Raw genomic sequence first — 15437 nt, forward strand, 5'->3', positions numbered from 1 at the left:
CCCGGGACGACGACACGGAAGGGACCGCGTGAGGCTCGTCTCCCGGTGGCCGCTCTGGCTCAGCCCAGGGGTCCGGCGCGCCCTGGCCGCCGGCACGGCGGTCGCCGCGGCGGCCCTCGTGTGCGGCTGGCCGCACTGGCGGGTGCAGCCGCCGGCCGCCGCGGTGACGCTGGTGTGCTGCGGCGGCTTCGCGATCGCGGGCGGATTGCTGGCCGCCGGGCGGCTCGGCCGGCGGACGGGCGCGGTGTTCGTGTTCGCGGCGGCGGCCTGGGCGGTCACCTGGTCGGCGGCCTGGAACGCCGGCGTGCTGCCGCTGGTGTCGGTGTTCGCCCAGTCGGTGTTCTTCCTCGCGATCGGCGTCGGCGTGCTGCTGTACCCGGGCGGCCGGCTGGAGGGCGCCGCCGTCCGGCTCTGGACGGCCGCCGCCGTCGTGATCATGGTCGGTGGCCAGGCGCTGCTGTGCGCGGTCTCCCGGCCGGGCTGGAACGGCTTCGCCGCCTCGGTCGCCTGGCCGGTGGTCCGCCCCGACCAGGCGGTGTTCCACGGCGTCCAGCGGGCGCTGACGGCCGCGATGGCGGCGCTGGCCGGCGTCCTGGTGGTCATCCTGGTGGCCCGGATGCCGCGCACCGGGCGGCTGGACCGCGCGCTCACCGTTCCGGTCGCGATCGCCCTCACGCTGGGGGTCACCGGCGCGCTGGCCGTCCAGGGCACGCTCGCCGGCAGCGGCGTGGGCCTGGACGACGTGCTCGACGTCTATCTCGTCCAGGGCATCTGCGCGACCGTGATGCCGGTGGCGTTCCTCGGCACCGCGCTGCGCGCCCGGCTCGCCGAGCTGACCGTCGCCGAGCGGATGCACCGGCTGCTCGCCGACCCGGTCTCCATGGCGAGGGTCCGCGACGCGCTGCGGGCCGTCCTGCGCGACGACACCCTCGACCTGTGGCTGTGGGCGGACGGCGGCTACGTCGACGTGGCGGGCCGCCGCATCCGGGGCGCGCCGGGCGCCGCCCCGGGGCGCTGGCGGCACGAGGTGCGGACGTCCGGCGGCGAGCCGCTCGCCACCGTCGACGTCGCCATCGCGCTGCGCGACCACGAGCCGCTCGTCGAGGCCGCGCTGATCGCGGGCGGCCGCGCGCTGGAGACCGTCCGGCTGCAGGCCGCGGCGCAGGCCAACCTCGAACGGGCCCGCGACGCGCAGGAGCGGCTGGTCCGGGTGCAGGCGGCCGAGCGCGAGCGGCTGGCCGCCGAGCTGCAGCACAGCGCCCAGCAGCGGCTCCGGGGCCTGGAGGAGCTGCTGGCGCGCCTGGAGGACGCCGCGGCGGACCCGCGGGCCCGGGAGCAGGCCCGCACGTGCCGCCGCGAGCTGGCCGAGGCGGTCGCCGAGCTGGACGGCCTGGCCCGCGGCGTGCACCCGGCGATCCTGAAGGACCAGGGCCTCGCGCAGGCGATCGAGCTGGTCGCCGCGCGCGCCGCGGTGCCGGTCCGCCTCGACCTGCCCGCCGGCCGGTTCGCGCCCGAGATCGAGTCGACGCTCTACTTCGCGCTCTGCGAGGCGCTCACCAACGCCGTCAAGCACGCGCGGGCGGACTCGATCACGCTCGCGGTCCGGCCCGGTGCGGACGTGATCGTCGCCGAGGTCCGCGACGACGGCGTCGGCGGCGCCGGTACGTCGCCGCGCGGCGGCCTGGCCGGCCTCACCGACCGCGTCCGCGCGCTCCGCGGCCGCGTCGAGGTGGAGAGCCCGCCCGGCAAGGGCACCACGGTCCGCATCACCCTCCCCGCCCACGGCGAGGACGGCCAGGCCCCCCGCCCGGAGGCCCCGCTCTAGCGGTCGCGACGCGGACGCCGGCCGGCGGCGTCAGGCCGGGGTGTTGCGGACGATCGGGAGCAGGTAGCGGCGGGCGAAGTCGCGGGCACCGTCGTCGTCGAGGGGGATGTGCCCCTCCGGGGTGAGGACGAGGGAGTGGGTGAGCCGCACGAGGATCTCGGCGACCACCTCCGGGTCGACGTCCGGCGGGGCGGCGCCGCGGCGCTGCGCGGTGCGCAGCCGGCCGGCGAGGTAGCCGCGGGCGGCGGCCAGCAGCGGCCCGGCCTTGACCGTGGAGTGCGGGAGGATCAGCTCGGGCTCGACGACCATCAGCCGGGTCACCAGCCGCTGCTCGCGGCTGATCCGCAGCGCGACCGCGAACCCCTCGACCAGGCGCTCCTCCAGGGTCGGCAGCGCCGCGACGGCCTCGTCCAGCTCGGCGAAGAACCGCCGCGCCTCCCGGAGCAGGACGCCGGTGACGAGGTCGCCCTTGGTGGGGAAGCGCCGGTAGATCGTGGCGCGGCCGAGGCCGGACTCGCGCGCGATGTCGTCCATGGTGGTGCGGCGCGGCCCGTAGGTCTCGAAGGACCGGAGCGCCGCGTCCAGGATGCGGTCGGTCTGCGGCTCGCTCTCCGGGACGCCGGTGAGGAGGTTGCGCAGGAGTTCGTCGCCGTCGCTCGTCATCTCCCGGCCGACTCTAGCCGCCGGGCGCCGCGCGGGCGCGGAGTCAGCGCGAGCCGAGCGCCTCCACGGCCTCGTCGGTGGTCGGGTAGGCGACGAGGTGCCGGTCCAGGCCGCTGCGCTCGATGATCGTCTGGAACCGGCGCCTCGGCCGCGCCAGCACGAGCTCGCCCCCGGCCTGGTGCGCGGCCTTCCAGAGGATGATCATCGCGTTCAGGCCGGAGGAGTCGCAGAAGCTGACCTCGCCGACGTCCAGGACGACCAGCGGCGGGCCGTCGTGGGTCCGCATCGCGGCGAGCGCGTGCTCGCGCAGCTGGTCGGAGGTCAGGATGGTGAGCTCGCCCTCCGCCTCGATGAGCAGGCAGGGCCCGCGGGCGCCGCTGCGGAGGCGCAGCGGATCGATGGGTGCGGCGCCCGATGGTCCGCCGGGCCCTGGCGGCATGCGATCACCTCGCGTCCTCGTCGGCATGTTGTCGCAGGCACGCGACGTACCCGCGAGAGGCGAGGTCATGCGGCGGGCCGGAGCGGGAGCGGCGGTCAGCACACCCGGATGTACTCGATGGCCGCGTCCGCGAGCGACCGCGCGCGGGCCTCGTAGCGGTCGCGCAGGTCCAGCAGCACCTGCTGGCCCCGGACGGCGGGCCAGCCCTCCGGCAGGTGCTCGACGGGCAGCCGCGGGTCGTCGCGGACGAGCTGCAGCCACTCGGTGGTCATCCACAGGTAGCGGGCGAGGTCGTCGGGGGCGTGGGGGAGCGGGTCGGGACGGTCCCAGCGGTCCAGGAAGGCCCGGTAGCCGGCGGCGAGGCCGTCCAGGTCGAACGCCTCGCGCAGCATGTGCGGGACGTCCGTCGGCTCCTCGGCCGGTCCGGCGAACACCTTCAGGTGCCCGTTCAGGCCGAGGCCCGCGACGATCGGCCGGACGTCGACCCGGGACGGCGCGATCCACGTGCCGTTGCCGAGCGAGCCGAACCCGGCCCAGGTGAGCCGGGCCCGCAGGTCGTGCCGGACGCGCTGCCACGACTCGGGCATGGAGAACGCGAGGACGGTCCAGTTGCCGTCCCAGTCGGTGTTGAGCACGCCGCGCCGCCAGACGCGCTCCTCGCCGTCGTGCAGGATGGCCTCGGACCGCGGCGTGAGCCCGAAGTGCATGCGCCTGCCCTCGCGGTGCCGCTCCAGCAGGCCGCGGCCGACCATGCGCGTCAGCGTCGACCGGACGGCGTGCTCGCCGACGCCGAGCCGGGCGAAGGTGTCGATGAAGCTGCCGGAGAACACCGCGATGCCGCGCCCGAGGACGTAGTTGCCGAGATAGGTCAGCATCAGCGACTGCGGGCGGAGCCGCGGGGACGGCCGCCCGGACGGCACCGGCCCGGCCTCGCTCTGTGCACTCACACTGCGGCTCCCGTCATCCGGCCAGCGTAACGACGGCGCGGGGGCGCCCCGCCGCCGTCGCGTCGATGTTGGGCAAAACATTGACTGTCGTGAAGAGTACGCCTAACTTCGGGGCACGCCCACCCCGGGAGGTCCCAGTGCGTCGCAAACTCGTCCCGCTTCTGGCCACCGTCGTTCTCGCCGCCGGGTTCACCGCCGCGTGCGGCGACTCCGGCGGATCGGGCGGCGGTTCCACGATCAAGGTCGGCTTCATCGAGTCGCTGACCGGCAACTACGCTCCGCTCGGCGGCGAGGCGAAGAAGACCGTGGATCTCGCCGTGGAACAGATCAACGCCGCCGGCGGCATCGACGGCCGCAAGATCAAGCTGATCACCCTCGACGACAAGACCGCTCCAGACCAGGGCGTGCTGCACTTCAACAAGCTCAAGGCGGAGAAGGTCACCGCCATCCTCGGCTCGACCTTCTCCAACGTCGGCCTCGCGGTCGAGCCGCTCGCCGAGCGGGAGCGGATCCCCTACATCTCGCTCTCACCGGCGGACGAGCAGGTCGACCCGATCCGCAAGTACACGTTCGTGGTCCCGGCGATCTCGTCCATGTACGCGCGGGCGATGCTCGGGTACTTCCAGGCGCACGACATCACCAGGGTCGCGGTCGCCTACGACACCAAGAGCGCCTACGCCAAGGCCGGCTTCGCGGGCATGAAGGAGCACGCGGGGCAGTTCGGGGTCCAGATCGTCAAGGAGGAGACGTACGAGACGACGGCGTCCGACTTCAGCCCGCTGTTCACGCACGTCCGCGATTCCGGTGCGCAGGCGCTCGTCGCGTGGGCCAGCGGCTCGCCCGGCGTGACGCTCGCCAAGCAGTACCCGTCGTCCGGCTTGAAGCTCCCGCTCTACATGACCGGCTCGCAGGCCAGCAAGCTCTGGCTCGACCCCGTCGGGAAGGCGGCCGAGGGCGTGTACGTCCAGTCGGCCATCGGCGTCGTCGGCGACCACCTGCCGGCCGGCAAGCTCAAGCAGGCCGTCGAGGAGATGTCCGTCCCGTTCAAGCAGAAGTACGGCTACGAGCCGCCGCAGTTCGCGATGGACGGCTACACGGGCGTCAAGCTCCTGGCCGCCGCGATCGAGAAGGCCGGCGGCACCGACCGGGAGAAGATCCGGGACGCGCTGGAGGGCCTCAGCCTCGTCACCCCCTGCGGCAAGTACACCTACTCCAAGACCGACCACTCCGGCCTGCGTCCCACCGACATCTCCATGAACCGGGTCAAGGACGGCAAGCTGGTCCCCACGGAATGGTCGGTGAAGCAGCTCGCCGAGACCGCGAAGGCCGCCGGATGACGCCGCTCCTGGAGATCGGCTCCGTCGCGCGCGCCTTCGGCGGCGTGTACGCCGTCCGCGACGTGGCCATGACGGTCGCGGAGGGCGAGACCCGCGGCGTGATCGGCCCCAACGGCGCGGGCAAGTCCACGCTCTTCAACCTCATCAGCGGGCACCTCGCCCCCGACCACGGCACCGTGCGGTACGGCGGGCGGCCCATCGACCGCCTGCCGCCGCACGCGCGGGCGCGGCTCGGCATCGCGATCGTGTTCCAGAGCGCCCGCCTCTTCCACGGGATGACCGCGCTGGAGAACGTCATGGTCGGCGCGCACGCGCGCACCCGGCACGGCTTCCTGTCGGCCACGCTGCGCCTCCCCGCGCACCGCCGCGAGGAGGCCGCGATCAGGGCGGACGCCCTCGCCGCGCTCGACCGGGTCGGCCTGCGCGACTGGGCGCACCGCTCGGCGGACGTGCTGCCCCTCGGCCAGCAGCGGTCGCTGCAGGTGGCGCGCGCCCTGTGCGCGCGCCCGCGGCTCCTGCTGCTGGACGAGCCGGCGTCCGGGCTGCGGGCCGGGGAGCGCGAGGCCCTCGCCCGGCTCGTCGAGGGCCTGCGCGCCGAGGGGCTCACCATCATGCTCGTCGAGCACGACGTGGCCTTCGTCGCGCGCCTCGCCGACCGCGTCAGCGTCCTGGACCTCGGCCGCCTGATCGCCGAGGGCACCCCGGAGGAGATCCGCGACGACCCCGCCGTCATCGGGGCCTACCTGGGTGATGCCGCATGACTGAACGCAGCGAGCGCAGCGAGCGGAGTGAGGGCGCGGCTGATCGCGGGGCGGCCGTGGTCGAGGTCAGCGACCTGGTCGTCCGGTACGGGACGGCGACGGCGCTCGACCGGGTCGGGCTGACCGTCGGGGCGGGGGAGCTGGTCGCGCTGATCGGGCCGAACGGGGCCGGGAAGACCTCGCTGGTCAACGCGATCGCCGGGGTCCTGCGCCCGGCGGCGGGACGGGTCGACCTGCGCGGGCGGGTGGCGCTCGTCCCCGAGGGGCGGCAGATGTTCGACGACCTGACCGTCGAGGACAACCTCGTCCTCGGCGCGTGGCGGCGCCGCCGCGCGAAGGGCGCCCGCGACACCGGCCGCGTGTACGACGTGCTGCCGCGGCTGGCCGAGCTGCGGAGGCGGCGCGCCGGGTCGCTGTCCGGCGGAGAGCAGCAGATGGTCGCGTTCGGCCGGGCATTGATGGCCGAGCCCGACGTGATCGTCGTGGACGAGCTGTCGCTCGGGCTGGCGCCCCTCGTCACCGCGGACCTCGTCGCGCACCTGCGCGCGCTGAACGCGGCGCGCGGCCTCGCCGTCCTGCTGATCGAGCAGAACGCGCGGCTGGCCCTCGACCTGTGCGGGCGCGGGTACGTCCTGGAGGCGGGCCGCATCCGCGCCGAGGGGCCCGCCGCCGAGCTGGCCGCCGGGCCGGAGGTCGCCGACGCCTACCTCGGCGGGCGCGACGGCGGCGGGACGGAGGAGCGGGCATGAGCGCCTTCCTGCAGTACCTCATCTCCGGGATCGCCGTCGGCTGCGGGTTCGCGCTGCTGGCCAGCGGCCTGGTCACGATCCACCGGGTGACCCGCGTCGTGAACTTCGCGCAGGGCATGTTCGCCGTCGTCGGCGGGATGACGGCGGGCTCGCTGCTGTCGGCCGGGCTGCCGCACGGGGCCGCGGAGGCCGCCGCGGTCGCCGTCGCCGGCGCCACCGGGCTCGCGGTCGGGTTCGTCGCCACCGGGCGGCGCGGCACGTCCCCCCAGGCGGCGCTGATCGTCACGCTCGGCCTCGGCTTCCTGGCGTACGCGGTGGAGATCATGATCTGGGGCGACACCCCGCGCTCCTTCCCCGGGCTCGGCGGCGCCGTGACCCTGTTCGGCGCGCACGTCCAGAAGCAGTCGTTCCTCGTCATCGCGGTCACGGCGGCCGTGTTCGGGCTGCTCGCGGTGTTCTTCGGGCGCACCTACGCGGGCAAGGCGCTCAGCGCGTGCGCGTCCAACCCGTACGCGGCGCGGGCCATGGGCATCGACCCGCTGCGGATGGGCCTGGTCGCGTTCGCGCTCGGCGGGATGCTCGGCGGCCTCGGCGGCGTCCTGCTCACCCCGCTGCAGCCCATCTCCTACAACAGCGACGTCCTGCTGATCACCAACGGGTTCGCCGCGGCCGTGCTCGCCGGGCTGGACCGGCCGGGCGTCGCCCTCGCCGGCGCGCTCACGCTCGGCGTCGCGGAGGCGATGGTCGCGGGCTACGGCGAGGCGTCCTACCAGACCGTCGTCGCGCTGGCGCTGATGCTGGCGATCATGCTGGTGCGGGCCTCGCGGAGGACCGCGCTGCAGGAGGAGGCCGCCCGATGAGCGTGTCCGTCCGCAAGTCCTCGCGCGCCTCCGGTCCCGCGGCCGGGCCGGCGCCGCGGCGGCGGCCCTCGCCCCATGCCCTCGCCGCGGCCCTCGTCGCCGTGGCGGCGCTGCTCGTCCCGGTGCTGCTCCCCGAGACGCAGGTGTCGGTGTACGTGCTGCTCGTGCTGGCCGCGACCGTGGTGGTCGGCCTGTCCATGCTGATGGGGTACGCCGGGCAGGTCTCCCTCGGCCAGGCGTCCTTCACCATGATCGGCGGCTACACGGCGGCGCTGACCGCGACGCACGGCCTGCCGACGGGGCTCGGCCTGCTGCTGGCCCCGCTCGCCGCCGCGGCGGCCGCCGCGCTCGTCGGCGTCCCCCTGCTGCGGCTGCGCGGCCACCAGCTCGCGTTCGCGACCCTCGCCATCCAGCTGATCCTGCTGAGCCTGGTCGGGCGGCAGGAGTGGACGGGCGGCGACATCGGCCTGCAGGGAGTCCCGCGCCTCCGGGTCGCCGGGTACGAGTTCGCGGGTGAGATCTCCTACGCCTACCTGGCGCTCGGCGCCCTCGGGCTGGCCGTGCTGATCACCCGGCACATCGTGACGTCCCGGCCCGGACGGGGGCTGCGGGCGCTGGCGACCAGCGAGGTCGCCGCCGCGTCGTCCGGCGTGCCGGTCGCGGCCTACAAGCAGGCGGTGTTCGCCCTGTCGGCCGGGTTCGCCGGGCTGGCCGGCGGGGTCTACGCCTTCTACATCGGGTACGTCGCGCCCGGCTCGTTCCCCGTCCTGCTGTCGTTCGAGTACGTCGTGATGGTCGTCGTCGGCGGCGCCGGGACGATCTGGGGCGCGCTCGCCGGCGCCACCGCGATCACCCTGCTGCTGCAGCTGCTGAACGACATCGGCACACGGGAGGGGATGCCCGCGTCCGCGCCTACCGTGCTGTCCTACGCGGTCTACGGGCTGCTGCTCGTCGTGGTCGTGCTGTTCCTGCCGAGAGGGCTCGTGCCGTCCGCCACCGGCTGGTGGGAGCGCCGCACGGCCTCGAAGACGATGGAGGGATGACGCGCATGCGCAACGAAGGACTCGGGTCCTGGCCGGCCCGCCGTGCCCGCAAGACCCCGCGGGCGGCCGCCCTGATCCACGAGGACGGGACGCTCACCTACGCCGGGCTGCTCGGCCGCGTCGCGCGTCTCGCCAACGCGCTGCGCGACCTCGGTGTCGAGCCGGGCGAGCGGGTCGCCTACCTCGGCGCCAACCACCCGTCCTTCATGGAGACGCTCTTCGCGACCGGCATGCTCGGCGGGGTGTTCGTCCCGCTCAACACGCGGCTGGCCGGTCCGGAGATCGCCTACCAGCTCGCCGACTGCGGCGCGTCGGTGCTCGTCCACGCGCCCTCGCACGCCGAGCTGGTGGACGGCGTCCGGGGCGGCACGCCCGTCCGGGAGCACATCGCCCTCGACGGCCGGTACGAGGAGCTGCTCGCCGCCGCGGACGACACCCCGCTCGACCTCCCGGTCGCGCTCGACGACCCCTGCATGATCATGTACACGTCCGGGACGACCGGGTCGCCCAAGGGCGCGACGCTCACCCACGGCAACATCACCTGGAACGCGATCAACGTCCTGATCGACCACGACCTGGTGGCGGGGGAGGTGGCGCTCGTGTCGGCGCCGCTCTTCCACACCGCCGGGCTGAACATGCTCACGCTGCCGGTGCTGCTCAAGGGCGGGACGTGCGTCCTCGTCGCCGCGTTCGATCCCGCCGCGACCCTGCGGCTCATCGAGGAGCGGCGGGTCACGTTCATGTTCGGGGTGCCGACGATGTTCCAGCGGGTCGCCCGCGAACCGGGCTGGGCCGGCGCCGACCTGTCCTCGCTGCGTATCCTGACGTGCGGCGGCGCCCCGGTGCCGCCGTCCCTGATCGAGACCTACCAGAAGCGGGGGCTGACGTTCCTGCAGGGATACGGGATGACCGAGGCGGCGCCCGGCGCGCTGTTCCTGGACGCCGAGCACGCGGTGTCCAAGGCGGGGTCGGCCGGAGTGCCGCACTTCTTCAGCGACGTCCGGGTCGTCGGGCCCGGCATGGCGGACGTGGCGCCCGGTGAGACCGGGGAGATCGTCGTCCGTGGCCCGCACGTCATGACCGGCTACTGGGGGAGGCCCGACGCCACCGCCGCCGTGTTCACCGACGGCTGGTTCCGCAGCGGCGACGCCGCCCGCCTCGACGAGGACGGGTACGCCTTCATCGTCGACCGCATCAAGGACGTCATCATCTCCGGGGGCGAGAACGTGTATCCGGCCGAGGTCGAGAAAGCGATCCTCGCCGACCCCGACATCCTGGAGTGCGCGGTCATCGGCGTCCCGGACGACCGGTGGGGCGAGGTCGGCCGCGCCGTCCTCGTCCCGCGGCCCGGCGCGGACGTGAGCCCGGAGAAGGTGCTCGCCTCCCTGGCGGACCGGCTCGCCCGCTACAAGATCCCCAAGTCGGCGGTGCTCGCCGCGGAGATCCCGCGCAACGCGGCCGGCAAGATCCTCAAGACGCGGCTGCGGGAGGAGTACGGCATGCCATGACGGCGCGCGACGAGCGGCGCCCGACGGTCACCAGCCGCGTCCTGGACATCCTGGAGGCGTTCTCCGCCGAGCGCCCGGCCCTCACCATCACGCAGATCGGGCACCGCGCCGGCCTGCCGCTGTCCACCGCGCACCGGCTGGCCGGCGAGCTGACGTGCCGGGGCGTGCTCGAACGCGACGCCGCCGGCCTCTACCGGATCGGCCTGCGGCTGTGGGAGGTCGCCGCGCTCGCCCCCCGCGGGCCCGTCCTGCGCGACGCGGCGATGCCGTTCCTGGAGGACCTCTACGAGGCGACGCACGAGAACGTCCACCTCGCCGTCCTGGACGGGCTGGAGGTCGTCTACATCGAGCGGATCTCCGCCCGCGACGCCGTGCACGTGTTCTCCCGGGTCGGCGGGCGCTGGCCCGCGCACGCGACGGGCGTCGGCCTGGCGATGCTCGCGCACGCCGTCCCCGAGGTGCAGGAGCGCGCCATCGCCGGGCCGCTGCGCCGCTTCACCGGCAAGACGATCGCCTCCGGCGCCGAGCTGCGGCGCGTCCTCGCCGAGGTCCGCCGCACCGGCGTGGCGATCAGCGACGGCCAGGTCGAGACGTTCGCGCTCTCGGTGGGCGCGCCGGTGTTCGGCCCGGACGACACGGTCGTGGCCGCCGTCGCGATCGTCGTCCCCGCGGACGGGTGGGAGGCGCGGGCGCTCGTCCCGGCCGTCCGCGCCAGCGCCCGCGGCATCTCCCGGGCCCTCGGGGCGCCGCGCGCGCTGCGTCCCCCGGAGACCGCCCTGCACGCCCGCTGACGGGCGTTCCTTCCGTTGGACGGAACCGGTGTGGCCCGCGCCGCCGCCACGCGGAGAGGGTCGTCCCATCCCCTCGTCCACCTGGGAGGAGAGATCCATGGTCTTCGCGCGCGACCAGTGGTACGTGGCGGCCTACGGCGAGGAGGTCGGCGACGGCCTGCTCGCCCGGACGATCTGCGGCGAACCCCTCGTCATGTACCGGACGCAGGCCGGCGAGGCCGTCGCGCTCGCCGACCGCTGCGTGCACCGCCGCTACCCCCTTTCCGAGAGCAACCGCGACGGCGACCGCATCGTCTGCGGCTACCACGGGTTCACCTACGCCCCCGACGGCGTGTGCGTCGCGGTGCCCGGGCAGACCCGCGTCCCCCGCACCGCCCGCGTCCCCGCCTACCAGGTCGTGGAGCAGGACTCGTTCGTCTGGGTGTGGATCGGCGACGGGCAGGGCGACGCCTCCGCGATCCCGCGCGCGCCGTGGTTCGGCTCGCCGGACTACACGACCGTCCGCGGGATGGAGCCGCTCGCCGCGCGGTACGAGCTGCTCGTCGACAACCTTCTGGACCTGTCCCACGAGACGTACCTGCACGCCGGCTACATCGGCACCCCCGAGGTGGCGCAGACCCCGATCAACACCGAGGTCGACGAGGACGCCGGCATCGTCTACGTGAGCCGCCGCATGAAGGACGTGGAGTGCCCGCCCTTCTACGCCGAGTCCACCGGCATCGAGGGGCGCATCGACCGCTGGCAGGACATCGAGTACCACCCGCCGTGCCTGTACCTCCTGCACAGCCGCATCGCGCCGACCGGGGTGGAGCCCGGCCCGGACGGCGACGACTCGCGGGCGTTCCACGTCGAGGTCGGCTACGCCATCACCCCCGAGACCGAGACCAGCACGCACGACTTCTGGCTCGTCGCCCGCGACTTCGCCCAGGGCGACGAGAAGATCTCGACGTTCCTGGCCGACAGCAACCGCACGGTCGTCCTGCAGGACGTGGAGGCGCTGAACATTCTGGAGAGGGTCATCGCCGCCGAGCCGGAGGGCTACCAGGAGCTGTCCATCAACATCGACACCGGCGGCCTCGCCGCCCGCCGCATCCTGCGGCGCCAGGCGGCCGGGTGAGCACCGGCCGCCTGCGCGTCGAGTGGACGCCGGGCTCCGACCGCCTCACCGGCATCTGCCACTGCGGCGCCCAGTTCACCGCCGAGGACCCGGTGGAGATCTGGGCCTGGCTCCTGGCGCATCCCGACCATCCCGCCGCCTGAGCGGGCTCAGCCGGCGTCGCGGCGCCGGAAGGCGGCCAGGCCCGCCGCCGTGAGCGCCGCGGCCGTGGCCGTCAAGGCGACGAGGGGGAGCGGGTCGGCGTCGCCGCCGGGGAGCTTCGGCGTGTGGGTGAACGGCGAGAGGTCCATGACGAGCTGGGGCAGTTCCAGGAGCGGCCCCACCTGGCCCAGGAGCAGGAACACGGTCAGGACGCCCCAGCCCGCGGCCGACGCGCGGGGCAGCGCGCCGAACAGCAGCACGGTGGCGGCGGCGACGACCCACACCGAGGGGAGCTGGACGAGCGCCGCGCCGAGGTCGCGGGGGAGCACACCGGCGAGGTCGCCGGAGCGGGCGCCGTGGACGAGGCCGATGCCGAGGCCGGTGAGGGCCAGCAGGACCACCGTGCCCCCGGCGGTGACCGCCAGGTTCGCGACGGCCCAGCGGGTCCGCCCGACGGGGGTGGCGAGGACGGGTTCGAGGCGCCCGCCGCTCTCCTCGGCGCGCATCCGCAGGACGCTCTGCACCGCGTAGGCGGAGGTGAACAGCGCCATGAGGCCCATGGCGGTGGCGAGGAACGCGTCCGAGAGATCCTGCTGGCCGCCGCCCATCCTGCGGATGTCGTCCAGGACGGCCTCGCTGCCGTTGACCAGGTCGTCGACGCCGTCCACGACCCCGCCGATCGACAGCCCGTACAGCAGGAACCCGGCGGCCCAGCCGAGCAGCGCGCCGCGCTGCAGCCGCCACGAGAGGGCCAGCGGGCCGCGCAGGGACGGCGCCGCCCGCGCCGGGCCGAGGGACGACGCCATGACCCCGGCGCCGAGGTCGCGGCGCTCGGTCAGCGCGTAGGCGGCGGCGACCAGCAGCACGAACGCGGCGGGCGGGAGCAGGAGGGCGGCCCACTGCTCGTCCGCGAACGGGCGCGCGTGCTGCGCCCAGCCGATCGGCGACAGCCACGACAGCCAGTGCGCCGACCCCGCGTCGGCGACCGCGCGCACCAGGAACGTGGCCGCCAGGACGGCGAGCGCCAGGCCGTTCGCGAGGCGCGAGGTCTCGGTGAGCTGGGCGGTGAGCGCCGCGACCCCGGCGAAGACCAGCCCGACGCCGAGCCAGGACAGGCCGAACGCGACCGACCCGGCCACCGGCAGCCCGAAGAGGACCATGACGAGCGCGGCGATGGCGCCGAGCGTCCCGGCGGCCGTCACGGCGGTCAGCAGCGCGGCGGCCAGCGGCGCGCGGCGGCCGACGGACGCGGCGCCGACGAGTTCGAGGCGCCCGGTCTCCTCCTCGGCGCGCGTGTGCCGGACGACGAGCAGGACGCACATGACGGCGACCATCGCGCTGCCGGTCGAGCCCACGCGCCAGGCGCTGACGCCGCCCACCGTGTGGTCGTTCAGGACGGGCCCGTAGAGCGCCCGCATCGAGGGGTTGTCGTTGATGCCCCGCGCGAAGCTCGTCAGGCCCGGCGTGTCGTAGCCGTACTTGAAGCTGTACACGGTGCTGGAGACCAGGGCGGTGAGCCCGTAGATCCAGGCCGGCATCATGATCCGGTCGCGGCGCAGCCAGAGCTTGAGCAGCAGGCCGGCGCCGGTCAGCCCGCCGTCCCCCGCCGTGGCGGGAGCGGGGGAGTCCAGGGTCGTGGCGGTCATGAGACCGGCTCCTTGGCGAGGTCGTCCTCGTAGTGGCGCAGGAACAGCTCTTCGAGCGTCGGGGGGCGGCTCGTCAGCGTCCGGACGCCGATCCGGGTGAGCTCCTTGAGCGCGGCGTCCAGCTCGGTCGTGTCGACCTCGAAGGCGATGCTGGTGCCGTCGATGTGCACGTCGTGCGCCCCGGGCAGCGGGACGCCGTCGGGCGGCGCCGCCAGTTCGGCGTGGATGGACGTGCGGGTCAGGTGCCGCAGGTCGGCGAGCGTGCCGGTCTCGACCGTCCGGCCCTTGCGGATGATGGTGACCCGGTCGCAGAGCGCCTCGACCTCGCTGAGGATGTGGCTCGACAACAGGACCGTGCGCCCGTCGCGCCTCTCCTCCCGGACGCACTCCTGGAAGACCTCCTCCATGAGGGGGTCGAGGCCGGACGTGGGCTCGTCCAGGATCAGCAGCTCCGCGTCGGACGCGAACGCCGCGACGAGGGCGACCTTCTGCCGGTTGCCCTTGGAGTAGGCCCGGCCCTTCTTCTTCGGGTCGAGCTCGAAGCGGTCGAGCAGCTCGGCCCTGCGCTCGCGGTCGAGGCCGCCGCGCAGGCGCCCGAGCAGGTCGATGACCTCGCCGCCGGACAGGTTCGGCCACAGCGTGACGTCGCCCGGGACGTAGGCGATGCGCCGGTGCAGGGCGGTGGCGTCGCGCCAGGGGTCGCCGCCGAGCAGGCTCGCGGTGCCGGCGTCGGCGCGCATCAGCCCGAGCAGGACGCGGATGGTGGTCGACTTGCCCGCGCCGTTCGGCCCGAGGAACCCGTGCACCTCGCCGGGTGCGACCCGCAGGTCGAGGCCGTCGAGCGCGCGCGTCCGGCCGAACGTCTTGACCAGGCCCTCGGCCCGGACCACGTCATTCATCGTCTTCTCCCTTGGAGAGTGTCGCCTCGTATTCGTCCATCGCCTCGTGCGCCTGGGCCACGAACTCGTCGCTGAGCAGCTTGTCGCTGAAGATCTCCAGGACGGCCCGGCGCAGCCGCAGCGAGCCCTCGGGGACGAAGGTGTCGGCGCCGAGCACGCGGGACAGGTGTTCGTGCAGGACCTCGATGCCGACGGTCATCGCGACCAGGGCCGCGGAGTAGGCGAGCGGGTCGCGCGTGCTGGGCGGGTTGAAGCCGGGCGGTACGTCGTCGAAGTACCGCTCGGTCGTGTCCACCAGGTCGTCGAACAGGTGCGCCGCGGCCGCGGACCCGTCCACGAGCGCGCGGGCGAGGTAGCGGCGGATCGGCAGGTCGGCCCGGACGGTAGCGGCCAGGAAGCCGGGGTCGTGGATGCCGCCGCCGGTGCTCGCCGCGCTGAGGTCGCGGACGACGTCGAGCGCGTAGGCGTCGCACGCCTCCCGCAGCGCCTCCTTCGAGCCGAAATGGTGTTGGACGAGGCCCACCGAGACTCCGGCGGCCTCGGCGATCCCGCGGAACGTCGCGCCCTTCACGCCGTGCTGGGCGAACTGCTCCAGCGCCGCCTCTCTGATCCGGGCGCGGGCCGTCAGATCCTCGGGCGCCGGGCTCCCGCGCCGGCCGGTCGCCGCCATCGGTCCCTCCCTCCAATGCAGATGTTCAACTTCCAATATGC

16 protein-coding genes are annotated in these 15437 nt (G+C 74.5%); 10 read left to right on the forward strand and 6 right to left on the reverse strand.

Annotated features, from left to right (window positions below):
• Positions 1-28: 28 nt before the first annotated feature.
• On the forward strand, positions 29-1825 hold the full coding sequence (locus K8Z49_RS03255) for a sensor histidine kinase (RefSeq protein WP_075021682.1): 1797 nt from the start codon (positions 29-31) through the stop codon (positions 1823-1825).
• A gap of 30 nt (positions 1826-1855) precedes the next feature.
• Here the strand turns inward: K8Z49_RS03255 and K8Z49_RS03260 are convergent, their stop codons facing one another.
• From K8Z49_RS03260 to K8Z49_RS03270, 3 genes are all read right to left on the reverse strand, one after another.
• Entirely contained in the window at positions 1856-2488 is a 633-nt protein-coding gene (locus K8Z49_RS03260; protein ID WP_075021683.1) for a TetR/AcrR family transcriptional regulator, read from the reverse strand.
• A gap of 43 nt (positions 2489-2531) precedes the next feature.
• Complete coding sequence (locus K8Z49_RS03265) at positions 2532-2927, reverse strand: STAS domain-containing protein (RefSeq protein WP_412517573.1); 396 nt, start codon at positions 2925-2927, stop codon at positions 2532-2534.
• 95 nt (positions 2928-3022) lie between these two features.
• Entirely contained in the window at positions 3023-3874 is an 852-nt protein-coding gene (locus tag K8Z49_RS03270) for a PaaX family transcriptional regulator C-terminal domain-containing protein (protein WP_200871800.1), read from the reverse strand.
• Positions 3875-4011: 137 nt separating this feature from the next.
• Between K8Z49_RS03270 and K8Z49_RS03275 the strand changes: the two genes are divergently transcribed.
• From K8Z49_RS03275 to K8Z49_RS03315, 9 genes are all read left to right on the forward strand, one after another.
• Positions 4012-5211 carry an ABC transporter substrate-binding protein gene (locus K8Z49_RS03275; protein WP_021597845.1) on the forward strand — a complete coding sequence of 400 codons (1200 nt, stop codon included), beginning with the start codon at positions 4012-4014 and terminating at the stop codon, positions 5209-5211.
• On the forward strand, positions 5208-5972 hold the full coding sequence (locus K8Z49_RS03280; protein ID WP_075021684.1) for an ABC transporter ATP-binding protein: 765 nt from the start codon (positions 5208-5210) through the stop codon (positions 5970-5972). The genes K8Z49_RS03275 and K8Z49_RS03280 overlap by 4 nt, the downstream gene beginning before the upstream one ends.
• Positions 5969-6721 (forward strand): ABC transporter ATP-binding protein, encoded by a 753-nt coding sequence (locus K8Z49_RS03285; RefSeq protein WP_412517574.1) that lies wholly within the window; start codon positions 5969-5971, stop codon positions 6719-6721. Before K8Z49_RS03280 ends, K8Z49_RS03285 begins: the two co-directional genes overlap by 4 nt.
• On the forward strand, positions 6718-7581 hold the full coding sequence (locus K8Z49_RS03290) for a branched-chain amino acid ABC transporter permease (RefSeq protein WP_021597842.1): 864 nt from the start codon (positions 6718-6720) through the stop codon (positions 7579-7581). The genes K8Z49_RS03285 and K8Z49_RS03290 overlap by 4 nt, the downstream gene beginning before the upstream one ends.
• Positions 7578-8624, forward strand: coding sequence for a branched-chain amino acid ABC transporter permease (locus K8Z49_RS03295; protein ID WP_083597741.1), 1047 nt, complete (start codon positions 7578-7580; stop codon positions 8622-8624). Before K8Z49_RS03290 ends, K8Z49_RS03295 begins: the two co-directional genes overlap by 4 nt.
• Before the next feature lie 5 nt (positions 8625-8629).
• Positions 8630-10132, forward strand: a complete 1503-nt coding sequence (locus tag K8Z49_RS03300; protein WP_024934917.1) for an acyl-CoA synthetase — start codon at positions 8630-8632, stop codon at positions 10130-10132.
• Positions 10129-10923, forward strand: coding sequence for an IclR family transcriptional regulator (locus K8Z49_RS03305; protein WP_412517575.1), 795 nt, complete (start codon positions 10129-10131; stop codon positions 10921-10923). The genes K8Z49_RS03300 and K8Z49_RS03305 overlap by 4 nt, the downstream gene beginning before the upstream one ends.
• A 97-nt stretch (positions 10924-11020) precedes the next feature.
• The gene (locus K8Z49_RS03310; RefSeq protein WP_021597838.1) at positions 11021-12040 is read left to right on the forward strand and encodes an aromatic ring-hydroxylating dioxygenase subunit alpha; all 1020 of its coding nucleotides are present in this window, start codon (positions 11021-11023) and stop codon (positions 12038-12040) included.
• Entirely contained in the window at positions 12037-12183 is a 147-nt protein-coding gene (locus K8Z49_RS03315) for a hypothetical protein (RefSeq protein WP_021597837.1), read from the forward strand. Before K8Z49_RS03310 ends, K8Z49_RS03315 begins: the two co-directional genes overlap by 4 nt.
• 6 nt (positions 12184-12189) lie before the next feature.
• Here K8Z49_RS03315 and K8Z49_RS03320 read toward each other — a convergent pair whose 3' ends face one another.
• Genes K8Z49_RS03320 through K8Z49_RS03330 form a run of 3 tightly spaced genes read right to left on the reverse strand, consistent with a single transcriptional unit; the run spans position 12190 to position 15396 of the window.
• Positions 12190-13827, reverse strand: coding sequence for an ABC transporter permease (locus K8Z49_RS03320; protein WP_412517576.1), 1638 nt, complete (start codon positions 13825-13827; stop codon positions 12190-12192).
• The gene (locus tag K8Z49_RS03325; RefSeq protein WP_021599067.1) at positions 13824-14726 is read right to left on the reverse strand and encodes an ABC transporter ATP-binding protein; all 903 of its coding nucleotides are present in this window, start codon (positions 14724-14726) and stop codon (positions 13824-13826) included. The genes K8Z49_RS03320 and K8Z49_RS03325 overlap by 4 nt, the downstream gene beginning before the upstream one ends.
• The gene (locus K8Z49_RS03330; protein WP_412517577.1) at positions 14719-15396 is read right to left on the reverse strand and encodes a TetR/AcrR family transcriptional regulator; all 678 of its coding nucleotides are present in this window, start codon (positions 15394-15396) and stop codon (positions 14719-14721) included. Before K8Z49_RS03330 ends, K8Z49_RS03325 begins: the two co-directional genes overlap by 8 nt.
• Positions 15397-15437: the final 41 nt, after the last annotated feature.

It is taken from the genome of Actinomadura madurae, assembly GCF_047130825.1.
Lineage (GTDB): Bacteria > Actinomycetota > Actinomycetes > Streptosporangiales > Streptosporangiaceae > Spirillospora > Spirillospora madurae.